The following is a 15,548-nucleotide window of genomic DNA, read 5'->3' on the forward strand; positions in this document are numbered from 1 at the left end:
TGGGGGCCGCCGGGCCGTACGCACTCCGCCGGGGTGGCCGGCGGCCGGTGCGGGTGCCGGAAAGCGGGGCGCGGATCGTCCGCTATACGGTCCGGCGTGTGCGGGCCGTCCTGTCCGATGGTGTGGATATCGTCCCCGCGGGATAAGGGTGCGATAAGGGAGAGTGAATAGCGGGCGACGGCTGTCTTTGCGGGCCGTTATCCGGTGGATAATTCGGCCTCCCCGTGAGGCGAATTTCCCCCTCGTTCAGCCGCCCCGTCAATGCCTCTTGGAAGATCGTTTGCGGGGCTGTGTGATTACTGTGCGTCCGGTTGTGAATCGCACGTTCGGGTGAAGGGGTTCGAGCGGGGCACGTGTCGTGATCCTGTGACACAAGCGTGACCGGTGAGGGACGTGAGGATGCCGTGCGCCCCGGCGCGGCCCCCGCTACCGGTGCGGCCCACGGGCGCCTACGGTGAGAGGCATGGCACCCCTACCGACACCTCCCGCCCAGCCCGACGACGCCACCGGCGCGTATGTGGGGCTCGCCGCCGAGACCGCCGAACAGCGGGCCCGGGAGCGCGGCTGGTCCACCGTCCGGGCCCTTCCGCCGGGCACGGTCATCACCATGGAGTTCCAGGCCGGCCGGATCAACTTCGAGGTCGACGGCGGTGTCGTCAGACGCTGCTGGACCGGCTGAGAGCGCCGCGCCCCCCGTCGTACGTGTGAGGGGCCCCGACCCGGGCAGGGTCGGGGCCCCTCACACGTACGACGGGTGTCAGCCTCCTGCGACCGGCCGGGCCGGAGCCGTACCCCCGCGCGGCGCGCGGTCCGCGTGCGGGGGGCGGCGGCTGCCGGCCGGGGTGACCGGGGTCCGCTCCGAGCGCACCGCGTGGGCCGGGTGCGCGGCGGGCGCCGGGTGGGGGCGCGGGCGGCCGCTCGCGGTCTGGGGGCGTCCGGCCGGGCCGTGCGCGGGGCCCTGCGCCGCCGCCTCGTCCGCGGCCGGCTGTCCGGCCGGCACGGGCAGCGGGGTGCCGGTGGCGGGCGCGGCGGGGACGGGCCGGCTGCCGGGCGCGCCGAGCCTGGCGCGGGCGGCGAAGATCCAGTCCTCGGCGCGGGTGATCAGGGGCTCCACCCAGGGCAGGCCCAGCAGGATCAGCAGGCCGGCGGCCCAGCCGAGGAGCACGTCGCTGAGCCAGTGCGTACCGAGGTACACCGTCGTCAGACCGACCCCGAGCGAGACGATCGCGGACATGGCCGACAGATAGCGCCTGGCCCTCGGAGTGGCGGCCAGGTAGGCCAGGATTCCCCAGGTCACCACGGCGTTGGCGGTGTGGCCTGAGGGAAATATATCGCCGCCGGCGAAGAGCTCGGCCGAGCCGATCCTGGTCGCGTAGTGCGGGCCGAGCCGGCCGAGGCCGATCTTGACCGCGCCCACCGTCAGGTTGAGCAGCAGCAGCGAGGCGCCCAGCGTCAGCAGCGGGCGCAGGGTGTGCTGGCGCCAGGAGCGCCAGCCGAGCCAGCAGGCGACCATGACCGCCGTGGGGCCGCGCTGCCCGAGGACCACGTAGTAGTCGAGGGCGGCGTGGATTTCGGGCCACTGCTGGTAGGGCCGGAAGAGCATGACCTTCCAGTCCAGGGTCACCAGCCAGGAAGACATGAGCACGGCAATGACGATGGCCACATAGAACGCCAACGTCCCGCCGAAGAGAGCGATGCGGTGACGGCTCATCCGCGGTGTCTCTATCTTCGGCGGTTCCGGCTCCCGGTCCAGCCGGGCGAAGATGTCGGTACGCACCCAATCGACGTTACAGCGAGTGAGTGGGCGCGCCGGTCGATCCGGACGCTTTGTGATGACGATGTGATGTGGACTATGTCTCAGTCGGTGGGATTCTCCAAGGTGCCTGAATAACTCCCGAATTCTTTTCCGAGCTTTATGCGACGCGCGTTCGGAAATGGAATTCGATGACGCGGCGGAAGAATGCGCGGGACGCCTGGGACAAGTTTCTCCGGGGCGTGGCGAAACAGAACGGACGGTGTCAGTCCGGTTACGGTACGGCTTCGGGCACGGGGACTTCCGGTGCCGGCCGCGGGGCTCGGGCGGGTCTTCGCAGGTCGTGGCGGTACCCCCGGACGGGGCGGCGTGGCAGGTCCGCAGTGGCGTACGCCACACTTCGCACGGTCGTGCGGTATGAGATCGAGCACATGTGGCCCTGCCGAACTCGCGTACGCTGACGCATCACTCGCCCGTCGACGCCGGGCCCCGAGGGACAGCGGCCGCCGCGCCCGGGTGGGCCCGCCGAGCGCGAGGGACCATTTGGGAGGTAGATGCATGTCCGGGACGCCCACAGCCCGTGTCCGCCTGCGCGCAGCCGCCGACGGTGCCAACCGCTGGGTCGTCCTGGTCGTCCTCTGCCTGAGTCTGCTGCTCGTCGCGCTCGACGCGACGGTGCTGCACGTCGCCGTTCCCGCCGTCACCGAGGACCTCCGGCCCAGCGCCGCGGGACTGCTGTGGATCGTGGACGCCTACCCGCTCGTCTGCGCCTCCCTGCTGATCCTCTTCGGCACCCTCGGTGACCGGGTCGGGCGCCGGCGCGTCCTGCTGCTGGGCTACGCCCTCTTCGGCGTCGCCTCGGCGATGGCCGCTCTGGCCGACACCGCGGCGGTGCTCATCGCGGCCCGTGCCCTGCTGGGCGTCGGCGGGGCGATGATCATGCCGGCGACCCTCTCGATCCTGCGGCAGGTCTTCCCCGACCGGCGCGAACGGGCCGTCGCGATCGGGGTCTGGTCCGCCGTCGCGGCGGTCGGCGCGGCCACCGGGCCGGTCATCGGCGGCTTCCTCGTCGAGCACTTCTGGTGGGGCTCGGTCTTCCTGATCAACATCCCGCTGATGGCCCTGATCCTGCCGCTCGGGCGGCTGCTGCTCCCCGAGTCCCGGGGCAGCGACGACGGGCCCTGGGACGTGCTCGGCGCGCTGATGGCCGCCGCCGGGGTGCTCGGCGTGGTCCTGGGCGTGAAGCGGGCCGGCACCGGCGAGGGGCTGACCGGCCTCGCCACCGTGGTGCCGCTGGTGCTGGGCGCCGCGCTGCTCGTCGCCTTCGTCCGCCGCCAGAAGCGGCGCACCCATCCGCTGATCGACATCGGCATGTTCGCCAGGCCGGCCTTCTCGACGGCGGTGGGCTGCATCGTCCTCGCCATGCTGGCCCTGGTCGGTCTCGAACTCGTCGCCGTCCAGTACCTCCAGCTCGTCCTGGGCCTCAGCCCCCTGGAGACCGGTCTCAGACTGCTGCCGCTCACCTTCGCCGCGATGGCCGCGGGCGCCACCGGCTCCCACACCCTGCGCCGGATCGGGCCGCGCCGGATGGTCGGCTGGGGCTTCGTCCTGACGGCGGCCTCGGTGCTGACGCTGACCGCGATGGGCCGGACCGACCGGCCCGCCCTGCTGACCGCCGCCTTCGTCGCTCTCGGCTTCGGCCTCCAGTCCACGCTGTTCGGCGCGTACGAGTCGATGCTCAGCGAGGCCCCGGCGGACCGGGCGGGCGGGGCCGCCGCCATCGGCGAGACCTCCTACCAGCTGGGCGCCGGGATGGGGATAGCGCTGCTGGGCAGCGTGATGAACGCCGCGTACGCCCCCGGCCTCGCCGGGCTCCCGGCCGCCGGTGTCCCCGCTTCGGCCGGCGCCGCCGCCTCCCACTCGCTCGGCGAGGCCTACCAGGAGGCCGCGCACCTGGGCGGCCCCCTCGGTGCCGTCCTGCGCGCCACCGCCCGGGACGCCTTCATCGACGGGCTGCACATCACGCTGCTGGTCAGCTCCGGTCTGCTGCTGCTCGGCGCGTTCGCCGCGATGAAGCTGCCCCGGGCCATGGAGTGCGCGCCGAAGCTGTGCGAACCCCGGGAATCCGCGGAACGCCTCGACGCGCGGGCCCCCGGGAGCGCGACGCCCCTCCCCGGCGCCCGGGAGGGAGCCGGGGCTCAGCTGCGGCCGCCGGCCCGGCGCAGCCCGGCCGGGGCGGCGGGCTCTGGACGCGCGGCACACCGGGTCGTAACGTCGGCACCGCGGCGTAACTAACGCTGCTAGTTTTCTGCTGTCCACCGACATCTGCTGTCCACCGACATCGGTACCGTGCGAGCCGCCGGAGGCGCCCCCTCATGTCCACCGCCCCCACCTCGAAACTCCCGCCCTTCGACCCCCGCGACCCGATCGGCGTCGACGACCTGCTGAGCCCCGAGGACCTCGCGATCCGCGACACCGTCCGCACCTGGGCCGCCGACCGCGTCCTGCCGCACATCGCCGAGTGGTACGAGAACGGTGAGCTGCCCGGCATCCGGGAGCTGGCCCGCGAACTGGGCTCGCTCGGCGCGCTCGGCATGTCGCTCCAGGGCTACGGCTGCGCGGGCGCCACCGCAGTCCAGTACGGGCTGGCCTGCCTGGAGCTCGAAGCGGCCGACTCGGGCATCCGCTCACTCGTCTCCGTACAGGGCTCACTTGCCATGTACGCGATCCACCGGTTCGGCTCCGACGAGCAGAAGCAGCGGTGGCTGCCCGGCATGGCGTCGGGCGAGACCATCGGCTGCTTCGGCCTCACCGAGCCGGACCACGGCTCGGACCCGGCCGCCATGCGCACGTACGCCAGGCGCGACGGCGAGGACTGGGTGCTCAGCGGCCGCAAGATGTGGATCACCAACGGCTCGGTCGCCGGGGTCGCGGTCGTCTGGGCGCAGACCGGTGAGGGTGAGGCCGGCAGCGGCATCCGCGGGTTCGTGGTGCCGACGGACGCGCCCGGCTTCTCCGCGCCCGAGATCCGGCACAAGTGGTCCCTGCGTGCCTCGGTCACCAGCGAGCTGATCCTGGACGAGGTGCGGCTGCCCGCCGACGCCGTCCTGCCCGGCGTCACCGGGCTGCGCGGACCGCTCAGCTGTCTCGGCCACGCCCGTTACGGCATCGTCTGGGGAGCCATGGGCGCGGCCCGGTCGAGCTTCGAGGCGGCCGTCGACTACGCGCGGACCCGCGAACAGTTCGGGAAGCCGATCGGCGGCTTCCAGCTCACCCAGGCCAAGCTCGCGGACATGGCCGTCGAGCTGCACAAGGGAATCCTGCTCGCCCACCATCTGGGGCGGCGGATGGACGCGGGCCGGCTGCGCCCGGAGCAGGTCAGTTTCGGGAAGCTGAACAATGTGCGGGAGGCCATCGAGATCTGCCGGACCTCGCGCACGATCCTCGGTGCCAACGGGATCTCGCTGGAGTATCCGGTGATGCGGCACGCGACGAACCTGGAGTCGGTGCTCACCTACGAGGGGACCGTGGAGATGCACCAGCTGGTCCTGGGTAAGGCGCTCACCGGCCTGGACGCGTTCCGATGAGCGCCCGCAGGACGGTCAGCTCTGGTTGAAGAAGCCGTCGGCCGGCCGGCCGGCGGTTTCGCCGTTCAGTACCTGGGTGTCGGCGGGGGTCAGCAGGAAGACCCGGGTGGCGACGCGGTCGATCGACCCGCGCAGTCCGAAGATCAGCCCTGCGGCGAAGTCCACCACGCGCTTGGCGTCGGCCGAGTCCATGGACGTGAGGTTCATGATCACCGGGACGCCGTCCCGGAAGAGCTCGCCGATGCTGCGGGCGTCCCGGAAGCTGTCCGGGGTCACGGTGGCGATCCGGCGGCCCGTCTCCTCGGCCGTCTCGGAGGCCACCCGCACCCGAGGATCGGTCACCCAGGCCTGGCCGGTCCCGGTCCGTGCACCCTCGGCGTACTCGTCGTCGTCGTAGTACCGCTCGTCGTTGTCCTCTACGAGGCCCAGCCAGGCACTCGCCTTGCGCACCGATCCCATGGACGCCTCCTCTCACCGCGGTTCCTTGGTGTTCCGCATGTCTTTCGTATCCCTATGGTCGTCCATGATGCGGATCGTGCGCCAAGGGGATAGGCGGCGCGCAGGGCATTCGTGACGGTACTGGTGCAGAGGATGTGGCGATTCGTCAGGGTTCCTGCCGGTAAAGGGCCCTGAAGAAAGAAAATATGATCCACCGGTCCGTACGGGTGACATGGGGGACGTACGGGTGAACGGGCCGCTCGGTACGATGCCGTCGCGCCCGGCAGCGGCGCACACATGAACGACTCCCGGGGGATGAGCGTGTTCGGAATAGTCAGGCCCTGTACGCACCGCCTCTCCGAGGGGCTCAAGGTCGAGTGGATGGCCCATCTCTGCGGGCTGTGTCTGGCGCTCCGCTCCGACCACGGGCAGTTCGCCCGGATCGTCACGAACTACGACGGCCTGATCGTCTCGGTCCTGACGGAGGCTCAGACCGAACGCACCCCCGCGCAGCGCCGCACGGCCGGGCCCTGCCCCCTGCGCTCCATGCGCACCGCCCCGGTCGCGCGCGGCGAGGGCGCCCGGCTCGCCGCCGCCGTCTCGCTGGTGCTGGCATCGGCGAAGGTGCGCGACCACGTCGCCGACCGGGACGGGCTGTTGGCCCGCCGCCCGGTGGCCGCGGCGGCCCGCCGGGTCGCGGCGGGCTGGGACCGGGCCGGGGCGCGCACCGGCGCGCGGCTCGGCTTCGACACCGCGGTCCTCGTCGACGCCGTCGACCGGCAGACCGGCATCGAGCTGCTGGCCGGCCCCGGCACCCCGCTGCTGACGGTCACCGAACCCACCGAGACCGCCACGGCCGCGGCCTTCGCGCACACCGCCGTACTCGCGGGCAAGCCGCACAACGCAGAGCCGCTCGCCGAGGCCGGACGCCTCTTCGGACGCCTCGCGCACCTGCTGGACGCCGTGGAGGACCAGGAAGCAGACGCCGCGTCAGGTGCCTGGAACCCGCTCACCTCGACCGGCACCTCGCGCGCCGAGGCCCGGCGGCTGTGCGACGACGCGTTGCGCGGCGTACGGCTGGCGCTGCGCGACGCGGAGTTCACCGACGGCAGGCTGGCGCATGTGCTGCTGGCCCACGAACTGCGGCGCTCGGTGGACCGCGCCTTCGCCACAGAGGTCTGTTCGCACCGGAGCGGTGGCCTGCCGGCCGTGTCGGGCGACCCGTCAGGAACGGGCCCCGCGGGCTCGTTCGGGCCGCCGCCGGGCAATCCGTACGCCCCCTCCGGACCGGGTGCGCCCTTCGGCCCGCCCCAGCCGCCGCCCGAGCCCCCGCGTGACCGGCGCGGGCTCGTCATGGGCTGCCTGGTGTGGGCGGGGCTCGCCTGCACCTGCCAGATGTGCTGCGGCACCTTCGAGGACCCCTGGTCGCATCAGCGGCGTGAGGGGCTGTGCAGCCAGTGCGACTGCGGGGACTGCTGTGACGGCTGCGATGCGTGCAGCAACTGCTGCGATTGCTGCAACTGCTGTGACGGCTGTGACTGCGGGTGCGACTGCTGAGGCGGCGTCACCCGGCCGTCCCGCTCCGCGAGGTGGCGGAGCGGGACGGCGTGAGGGGAGGGTGCTGCTGTGCTGTGTACGCGAAGGTGCGCGGGCAGACGCCCGGCGCCGGTCGGGGCGCGGGCGGGAAGGCGCGGGAAAAGCAGGGCGTCGGCTCAACAGGAACAGGACCACACGCGACCGAAGTCGATGTGGGAGCGCTTGACCAGCCACTGCTGCGAATGCATGGCCCCAGTGGAACAGGCATCCGGTGACCCGTCAACTGCCCTGAGACCGCCTGCCCACAGTGTGGACAGGCTTGACAGCCCGCTGTGAACAGCGCTTTTCTCGGAGAAGGACCGGGCTGAGGGGCCCGTCCTTCTCGTGTTCCACGCTGCTGTCGTCCGTGCCGAGGGTGCGTCCGTGTTCGATCACCGCATCCACGGAGCTTCCGCATGCCCCCGCAGACCGCCACTCTTGCGCCCGCCTCTGCCGCCGCGCCCCCGGAAGACAACGATGCCGTCCGGTGCGCACGTGCCGCGTCGGGCAGCCGGTGAGCGCCCGGCCCGTGCTGGCCGTCGTCGGGGCGGGGCCGCGCGCCACCGGCCTGGTCGAACGGCTCGCCGCCAACGCTCCCGCCCTGTACGGGAACCGGCCGCTGGACCTCCACCTCATCGACCCCCACCCGCCCGGGAGCGGCCGGATCTGGCGGCGGGACCAGTCCGCGCTGCTGTGGATGAACTCCATGGCCGAGGACGTCACGATGTTCACCGACGACACCGTCCGCCAGGAGGGCCCGGTACGCCCCGGCCCCGCGCTCGACGCCTGGGCCGCGGACGTGCGGGAGGGCCGGACGGACTGCGCCGAGGCCGCCGCCGACCCCCGTATCCGCGCCGAGATCGAGACCCTGCGGGGCCGGGACTTCCCGAGCCGGCGGCTCCAGGGCGCCTATCTGCGCTGGGTGTACGCGCGGTCGGTGGCCGCGCTCCCGCCCGCGGTCACCGTCCACGAACACCGCGACCGGGCCCTGCGCGTCACCGGCCCGCGCGACGGCCGTCAGCTCGTCCACCTGGCCGGCCGCCCCGAACCGCTCGCCGCCGACCTGGTCGTCCTCACCCTCGGCCACCTGGATGCCGGGCCGGACGGTGAACAGCGCGCGCTCTCCGCCTTCGCCCGCCGGCACGGGCTGGTCCACCTGCCGCCCGACTTCACCGCCGACAGCGACCTGAGCGTGCTGCCCGCGGGCGAACCCGTCATCGTCCGGGGCCTCGGGCTCGCCTTCATCGACCTGATGGTGCTGCTCACCGAGGGACGCGGCGGACGGTACGAGAACGGGGTGTACGTGCCCTCGGGCCGGGAGCCCGTCCTGTACGCGGGGTCGCGGCGCGGCGTCCCGTACCGCGCCAAGATCGGCTACGGGTTACGGGGGGAACGGCCGCCACTGCCGCGCTTCTTCGGGCCCGAGCGGGCGGCGGAACTGCTGGACCGGCCGCAACCGCTCCACTTCCACCGGGAGATATGGCCATATACCGATAAAGAGCTCGGACACGCCCACTACCACCGGCTGTTCACCGCCCACCCCGAGCGCACCGCCGCCGACCGGGCCGCCTTCGACGAGAAGTACGCGGCCGCCGAACCGGGCAGCGCCGAACTGCGGGACCTGATCGCCGACGCCGTCCCGGACCCCGCCGACCGGCTCGACCTGGCGGCGCTCGACCGCCCGCTGGACGGGGTGCGCCACGCCTCTCTCGACGGCCTCCAGGAAGCGGTCCGCGCCCACATCGAGGCCGACCTCGCCCGCCGGCACGACCCCGGGCGCAGCGAGGACCTCGCCGTCTTCCTCGGACTGCTCTCGGTCTACGGCACGCTGGTCCGGCTCGGCGACACCGGGAACGAGTGGCACGGCTTCTTCAGCTACCTCGCCTCCGGACCGCCGGGTCCCCGGCTGCGGCAGCTGCTCGCGCTGTCCCGGGCGGGCGTCGTCCGCTTCCTCGGCGCCGGCACCACGGTGGAGGCCGACGAGGAACGGGGCGTCTTCCGGGCGGCGAGCGCCACCGTACCGGGGGAGCGGGTCGAGGCACGGGCCCTGGTCGAGGCCCGGCTCCCCGACCCCGCACCCGGGCGCACCCGCTCCGCCCTGATGCGCACCCTGCACGAGGACGGGGCGGCCGGCACCGCCACCGGGCTGCTCGCGGTCGACCCCGGCGACGGGCGGATCGTGGACCGCGCCGGCCGCCCGCATCCGCGCCGCTTCGCGCTCGGCCCGCACACCGCGGCGCGGGCCGGCGGCGCCTTCACCCGGCCGCGCACCGGTGGCCCGGCGTTCGCCCAGAACGACGCGACCGCGCGCACCGCGCTCACCCTCCTGCGCGACCTCCACCCGGACCCGGGGGACTGAGGACCGCGCTCCGGACACCCTCACCGTGCCGCCCAAGGCCGGCACCCACGCTCCGCCGAAAGGATTTGCCATGCCAGCCCTCAGGCCCCTCCATCTGGCCGCCGAGATCGGCGGCCCGCCCCGCTACGACGCCGCACACCACACCGGACTCGCCCGGCTCGCGGAGGGCGGCGCCCTCGACTTCGTCACCCTCGGCGACTCCTTCGCCCGGCCGGGGCCCGACGCGCTCGCCGTGCTCGCCCGGGTCGCCCCCGCCACCCGCCGCGTCGGCCTCGTCCCGACGGTCACCACCACCCACACCGAGCCCTTCCACGTGTCGTCGGCCGTGGCCACCCTGGACTGGGTCAGCCGCGGCCGGGCCGGCTGGCAGGTCGGCGTGTCCACGACCGAGGCCGAGGCCCGGCTGTTCGGCCGCCGCCCCGCCGCGCCCGCCGGGGACCTCTGGCACGAGGCCGGCGAGTGCGCCGACGTCTGCGCCCGGCTCTGGGACAGCTGGGAGGACGACGCGGAGATCCGCTCCACCGCCACCGGCCGCTTCATCGACCGCGACAAGCTGCACTACGTCGACTTCGAGGGCGCCGCGTTCAGCGTCAGGGGACCGGCCATCGTGCCCAGACCGCCGCAGGGCCACCCCGTCGTCGTCATCGACGGCACGGCCGAGCCGGCCAGGGACGCCGCCGCCCGCCACGCCGACGTCGTCCTCGTACGGGCCACCACCCCCGAGCGGACCGCCGCGATCCGCGACGACGTGCGCCACCGTGCCGCGGCCCACGGCCGGGCCCCCGACGCGCTGCGGGTGCTCGCCGCGCTCACCGTCGACCTCGGCGACGCCGAGACGGCACCCGAACCCGGGCTGGCGAGCGGGCCGCCGCTGGCCGGCCGGGGCACGTACTACCGGGGCGGCCCGGTCGACCTCGCCGACCTGATCACCCAGTGGCACCGGGCCGGCGCGGTCGACGGCTTCCACCTCACGCCGATCACCCCCGCCCGCGACCTCGAACGGATCGTCAACGGCACGGTGGCCCTGCTCCAGCACCGCAGCCTGTTCCGGACCTTCTACCCGGGCGGCACCCTGCGCGAGCACCTGGGCCTGGCCCGCCCCGCCAACCGGTACGCACGCGCGGGGGAGCGGGTATGACGGCCGCCGCCCCGAAACAGATGCACCTCGCCGCGCACTTCCCCGGCGTGAACAACACCACCGTCTGGTCCGACCCGCGCTCCGGCAGCCAGATCGAGTTCTCCTCGTTCGAACACCTCGCGCGCACGGCCGAGCGGGGGCTGTTCGACTTCTTCTTCCTCGCCGAGGGGCTGCGGCTGCGCGAGCACAAGGGGCGCATCCACGACCTGGACGTGGTCGGCAGGCCCGAGTCCCTGACCGTGCTGTCCGCGCTGGCGGCCGTCACCGACCGGATCGGTCTCGCCGCCACCGTCAACACCACCTTCAACGAGCCCTACGAACTGGCCCGCCGGCTCGCCACCCTCGACCACCTCAGCGCCGGCCGGGCCGCCTGGAACGCGGTCACCTCCTCCGACGCCTTCACCGGCGAGAACTTCCGGCGCGGCGGCTATCTGGACCGGGCCGAGATCCTCCGGGCTCCCGGCTCCGCTCGACCAGGGGGAACCCCCTACGCCCGCGCCGCCGAGTTCGTCGCGACCGCCCGCGAGCTGTGGGACTCCTGGACCCCCGAAGGCGCCCCGCGCCCCGTCTCCCACCGCGGCCGGCACTTCACGGTCGAGGGCGAGTTCACCGTCCCGCGCTCCCCGCAGGGCCACCCCGTCGTCATCCAGGCCGGCGACTCCTTCGAGGGCCGGGAGTTCGCCGCCTCCGCCGCCGACATCGTCTTCACCCGGCACGGCACCCTCGACGCGGGGCGCGCCTTCTACGCGGATGTGAAGGGGCGGCTCGCGGCCCACGGGCGGGCGCCCGACGAGCTGAAGGTCATGCCCGGCGTCACCTTCGTACTCGGCGACACCGACGCGGACGCGCGGGAGCACGCGGCCGATATCCGCCGCCGGCAGGTCTCCCCGCAGAACGCGATCGCCGCCCTGGAGCAGGTCTGGGGCCGCGACCTGTCCTCGTACGACCCGGACGGGCCGCTGCCCGCGAGCGATCCGGACCCCGGCGCGGAGCTGGTCCGGGGGCGGGTCCGGCAGGGCGACCCGCTCGCGGTGGCGGCCCGCTGGCGCGCGCTGTCCGAGGAGAAGGGGCTCTCCATCCGGCAGACGGTCATCGAGGCGACCGGCCGCCAGTCGTTCATCGGCAGCCCGGCCACGGTCGCGGCCCTGCTGGCCGAGTACGTGGCGGCCGGCGCCGCCGACGGCTTCATCCTCGTCCCGCACCTCACCCCCGGCGGCCTCGACGACTTCGTCGACCGGGTCGTCCCGCTCCTCCAGGAACGGGGGGTCTTCCGCCGGGCGTACACCGGTTGCACGCTGCGGTCGCACCTCGGTCTCGCCGAACCGGTGTGGAAGGGTTGATCCATGAGTACGCAAGCACAGCAGCAGGCGGCGCGGGACTGGGAGCGCTGGCACGAGGAGCGGACCGCCACGGTCTCGGGGCCGTACGGGCCGCTCTCCCTCACCGGCACCCACTGGCTCGCCGATTACCCGGAGGGGCGAATTCCGGCCGTCCCGGGCCGATGGCGGGAGGAGGACGGCGCCACGGTGCTGGAAGCCGCCCCCGAGGACGGGCTGACCGTCGACGGGAAGCCCTTCACCGGCCGGGTCCGGCTCGGCGCCGACCGGGGGCCGATCGACACGTCCCGGGTGGCGCACGAGGGGCGCAGGCTGGTCGTCCTGAGCCGCGAGGGCCTGTGGGCGGTACGGGTTTTCGACCCGGACTCCGCGGCGCGGCGCGCGTTCCGGGCGATCGGGGCGACCCCGTACGACGCCCGCTGGGTGGTGCCGGGGACCTTCCGGCCGTACGCGGACTCCCACACCGTCCGGGTCGAGAACGCCGACGGTGTGGAGCGCGGGCTCGGGCTCGCCGGGGAGATCGCCTTCGAGCTGGACGGGGCCGGGCACACGCTCCAGGTCGCGGTCGAGCCGGACGGCTCGCTCTGGGCGGTCTTCGCCGACGCCACCAGCGGGAACAGCAGCTACCGCTTCCGGTTCCTGCGGCCCGCCGCGCCGGCCGGGGACGGCTCCGTGACCGTCGACCTCAACCGCGCGCTGCTGCCGCCGTGCGCCTTCGCGGACCACTTCATCTGCCCCTTCCCGCCGCCCGGCAACACCCTTCCGGTCGCCGTCGAGGCGGGGGAGCGCCACCGGATCGACGCCTGAGGCACCGCCTTCGCCCGGCCCCCGCGGGTCCCGCCCGCGGGGGCCGGGCGGTGCCTCTCGCGCCGGGCTCAGGCCAAAAGACGCCCTTGTGCGAGAAGTTGACGCCTTGAATACTCCCGAGCAGCGCTTGTCAGGGACACGGCATGTTCGGAATGCGGACGGATGGCTGTGAACCTGACTGCGCCTCACGGGTCCGACCACCCCACAGGCGGACCCCCGATTCCCCTCGGGAGGAATGACAGTGAGGATCAAGCGCACCACCCCCCTCAGCGGTATAGCGAGACGGAGCAGGGCCATCGCCATCGCGGCGGGCCTCGTGGCCGTCGCAGCCCTGGCCGTCCCCACCGCGCAGGCCAGTTCCAGCGGAACGTACAGCGCCAACCAGATCGCCGCGGCCGGCGACGCCGTCCTCGGCGCCGATGTCGCCGGCACCGCCTGGCGTGCCGACCCGGCGACCGGCAAGCTCGTGGTCACCGTCGACAGCACGGTCTCCGCGGCGGAGATCCAGCAGATCAAGGACTCCGCGGGCAGCAACGCCGGAGCCCTGCGCATCGAGCACACCCCCGGCAAGTTCAGCAAGCTGCTCTCGGGCGGTGACGCCATCTACGCACCCGGCTGGCGCTGCTCCCTCGGGTTCAACGTCCGCAGCGGCAGCACGTACTACTTCCTGACCGCCGGTCACTGCACCGACGGCAAGCCCCCGTGGTACACCAACTCCTCGAACACCACCTACATCGGCCCGACGGTCGTCTCCAGCTTCCCGGGCAACGACTACGGGCTGGTGCGCTACGACAACGCCGCGGTCTCCCACGAGGGCACGGTGGGCAGCGTCGACATCACCGGCGCGGCCAACGCCACCGTCGGGCTGTCCGTCACCCGCCGGGGCTCCACGACCGGCATCCACAGCGGCACCGTCACCGGGCTCAACGCCACGGTCAACTACGGTGGCGGCGATGTCGTCTACGGCATGATCCAGACCAACGTGTGCGCCGAACCCGGCGACTCGGGCGGTCCGCTCTACTCCGGCTCCAAGGCGATCGGTCTGACCTCGGGCGGCAGCGGCAACTGCTCCTCGGGCGGCACGACGTTCTTCCAGCCGGTCACCAACGCGCTGAGCGCGCTCAGCTCGTACGGCATCAGCCTGTACTGACGGCCTGACCGGACCCGCGCCGGCCCGTCGCGTACGGGCGGGCCGGCACGGTACGGACACGGCTCGGCATCAGCCGGCCCCCGGGCGGAACCACGCCCGGGGGCCGGCTTCGTCGTGTCCCGGTGCCCGGACCCGCGAGGAGGAAGAAAGGGGGACGTGAACGCCGCGAGACCGAACCGGTGTTGTCGTGTGTGCGTCCAGGATTCGGCCTTGTGTGCCCATCCGGGCGCTGACCATAGTGGGCGCTTCATCCTCCGTGCACGGACGACCCCACATCATCCGTGCGCGGCCCCCACAGGAGGTCGAAGTTGAAGCATCGACACATATCGAGGAAGCGCGCAGTGCTGGCCGGCTCGGCGGTCGTCGGCCTGGTCGCGGCGGGCGTGACGTTCCAGAGCGCCAACGCCAGTGAGCAGGTGCCGCAGTTCACCGCGCGGACGCTGAGCGCGGACGCGGCCGGGAAGCTCGCCACGGATCTGGGCAAGGACCTGGGGACCGGCGCGGCCGGCGCGTACTACGACGCCGGCAGCAAGCACCTCGTGATGAACGTGGTCGACGAGGCCGCCGCCGAGCGGGTGCGGCAGGCGGGCGGCACGGCCAGAATCGTGCAGAACTCGCTCGCCGACCTGAAGTCCGCCCGCCAGACCCTGGCCGGCAAGGCGACGATCCCCGGCACCTCGTGGGCCGTCGACCCGGTCAGCAACAAGGTCGTCGTCACCGCCGACCGCACGGTCAAGGGTGCCGACCTGAAGAAGCTCGGCGCGGTGGTCGACTCGCTGGGCGGCAAGGCCGAACTCAGGAAGACGGCTGGGGAGTTCAAGCCGTTCATCGCGGGTGGCGACGCGATCTGGGGCAACGGCGGGCGCTGCTCGCTCGGCTTCAACGTGGTCAAGGACGGCGAGCCGTACTTCCTGACCGCCGGGCACTGCACCGAGGCGATCTCCAGCTGGTCGGACTCCCAGAGCGGCGCCGAGATCGGCACGAACGCCGGCTCGGACTTCCCGGGCAACGACTTCGGCCTGGTGAAGTACACCTCGGACACGGCCCACCCCAGTGAGGTCGACCTCTACAACGGCTCCACCCAGCCCATCACCAAGGCGGGCGAGGCCACCGTCGGGATGACGGTGACCCGCAGCGGCTCCACCACCCAGGTCCACGACGGCGAGGTGACGGGCCTGGACGCCACGGTCAACTACGGCAACGGCGACATCGTCAGCGGGCTCATCCAGACCACGGTCTGCGCCGAGCCCGGCGACAGCGGCGGCTCGCTCTTCGCCGGTGACACGGCGATCGGCCTGACCTCGGGCGGCAGCGGTGACTGCTCGTCGGGTGGCGAGACGTTCTTCCAGCCGGTGCCGGAGGCTCTGGCGGCGTTCGGCGCACAGATCGGCTGACCGTTCCGTA

General features: G+C 73.1%; 12 protein-coding genes. 10 read left to right on the top strand and 2 right to left on the bottom strand.

What is annotated here, in order from left to right:
• Positions 1-463 precede the first annotated feature (463 nt).
• The gene (locus tag B082_RS0132930; protein ID WP_018556035.1) at positions 464-679 is read left to right on the top strand and encodes an I78 family peptidase inhibitor; all 216 of its coding nucleotides are present in this window, start codon (positions 464-466) and stop codon (positions 677-679) included.
• A 78-nt stretch (positions 680-757) separates the two neighbouring features.
• On the opposite strand, the gene B082_RS0132935 is transcribed toward B082_RS0132930, so the two are convergent.
• Positions 758-1,777: a phosphatase PAP2 family protein gene (locus tag B082_RS0132935; protein ID WP_018556036.1), complete on the bottom strand. Its 1,020-nt coding sequence runs from the start codon at positions 1,775-1,777 to the stop codon at positions 758-760.
• A gap of 534 nt (positions 1,778-2,311) precedes the next feature.
• On the opposite strand from B082_RS0132935, the gene B082_RS0132940 reads away from it, so the two are divergent.
• Both B082_RS0132940 and B082_RS0132945 read left to right on the top strand, forming a co-directional pair.
• Positions 2,312-4,048: an MFS transporter gene (locus B082_RS0132940; RefSeq protein ID WP_018556037.1), complete on the top strand. Its 1,737-nt coding sequence runs from the start codon at positions 2,312-2,314 to the stop codon at positions 4,046-4,048.
• 80 nt (positions 4,049-4,128) lie between these two features.
• Complete coding sequence (locus B082_RS0132945; RefSeq protein ID WP_018556038.1) at positions 4,129-5,340, top strand: acyl-CoA dehydrogenase family protein; 1,212 nt, start codon at positions 4,129-4,131, stop codon at positions 5,338-5,340.
• Between the two features lie 15 nt (positions 5,341-5,355).
• On the opposite strand, the gene B082_RS0132950 is transcribed toward B082_RS0132945, so the two are convergent.
• A complete protein-coding gene (locus B082_RS0132950) occupies positions 5,356-5,799 on the bottom strand; it encodes a cell division protein SepF (protein ID WP_018556039.1) in 444 nt (147 codons plus the stop codon).
• A 300-nt stretch (positions 5,800-6,099) separates the two neighbouring features.
• Here B082_RS0132950 and B082_RS0132955 point away from each other — a divergent pair, with 300 nt between their 5' ends.
• The 7 genes from B082_RS0132955 to B082_RS0132985 all read left to right on the top strand — a co-directional run bounded on the left by B082_RS0132955 (position 6,100) and on the right by B082_RS0132985 (position 15,538).
• Positions 6,100-7,335, top strand: a complete 1,236-nt coding sequence (locus B082_RS0132955; RefSeq protein WP_026250434.1) for a DUF5685 family protein — start codon at positions 6,100-6,102, stop codon at positions 7,333-7,335.
• Positions 7,336-7,867: 532 nt separating this feature from the next.
• Positions 7,868-9,712 carry an FAD/NAD(P)-binding protein gene (locus tag B082_RS0132960; RefSeq protein ID WP_026250435.1) on the top strand — a complete coding sequence of 615 codons (1,845 nt, stop codon included), beginning with the start codon at positions 7,868-7,870 and terminating at the stop codon, positions 9,710-9,712.
• Between the two features lie 70 nt (positions 9,713-9,782).
• Entirely contained in the window at positions 9,783-10,850 is a 1,068-nt protein-coding gene (locus B082_RS0132965; protein ID WP_018556042.1) for an LLM class flavin-dependent oxidoreductase, read from the top strand.
• Positions 10,847-12,190: an NtaA/DmoA family FMN-dependent monooxygenase gene (locus tag B082_RS0132970; RefSeq protein WP_018556043.1), complete on the top strand. Its 1,344-nt coding sequence runs from the start codon at positions 10,847-10,849 to the stop codon at positions 12,188-12,190. Before B082_RS0132965 ends, B082_RS0132970 begins: the two co-directional genes overlap by 4 nt.
• A gap of 3 nt (positions 12,191-12,193) precedes the next feature.
• Positions 12,194-12,994: a DUF1684 domain-containing protein gene (locus B082_RS0132975; RefSeq protein WP_018556044.1), complete on the top strand. Its 801-nt coding sequence runs from the start codon at positions 12,194-12,196 to the stop codon at positions 12,992-12,994.
• Positions 12,995-13,235: 241 nt separating this feature from the next.
• Positions 13,236-14,144 (top strand): S1 family peptidase, encoded by a 909-nt coding sequence (locus B082_RS0132980; protein ID WP_018556045.1) that lies wholly within the window; start codon positions 13,236-13,238, stop codon positions 14,142-14,144.
• Between the two features lie 308 nt (positions 14,145-14,452).
• Positions 14,453-15,538 (top strand): S1 family peptidase, encoded by a 1,086-nt coding sequence (locus B082_RS0132985; RefSeq protein ID WP_037711412.1) that lies wholly within the window; start codon positions 14,453-14,455, stop codon positions 15,536-15,538.
• Positions 15,539-15,548: the final 10 nt, after the last annotated feature.

Origin of the sequence: Streptomyces sp. ATexAB-D23, assembly GCF_000373645.1 — a bacterium.
Taxonomy (GTDB): domain Bacteria; phylum Actinomycetota; class Actinomycetes; order Streptomycetales; family Streptomycetaceae; genus Streptomyces; species Streptomyces castrisilvae.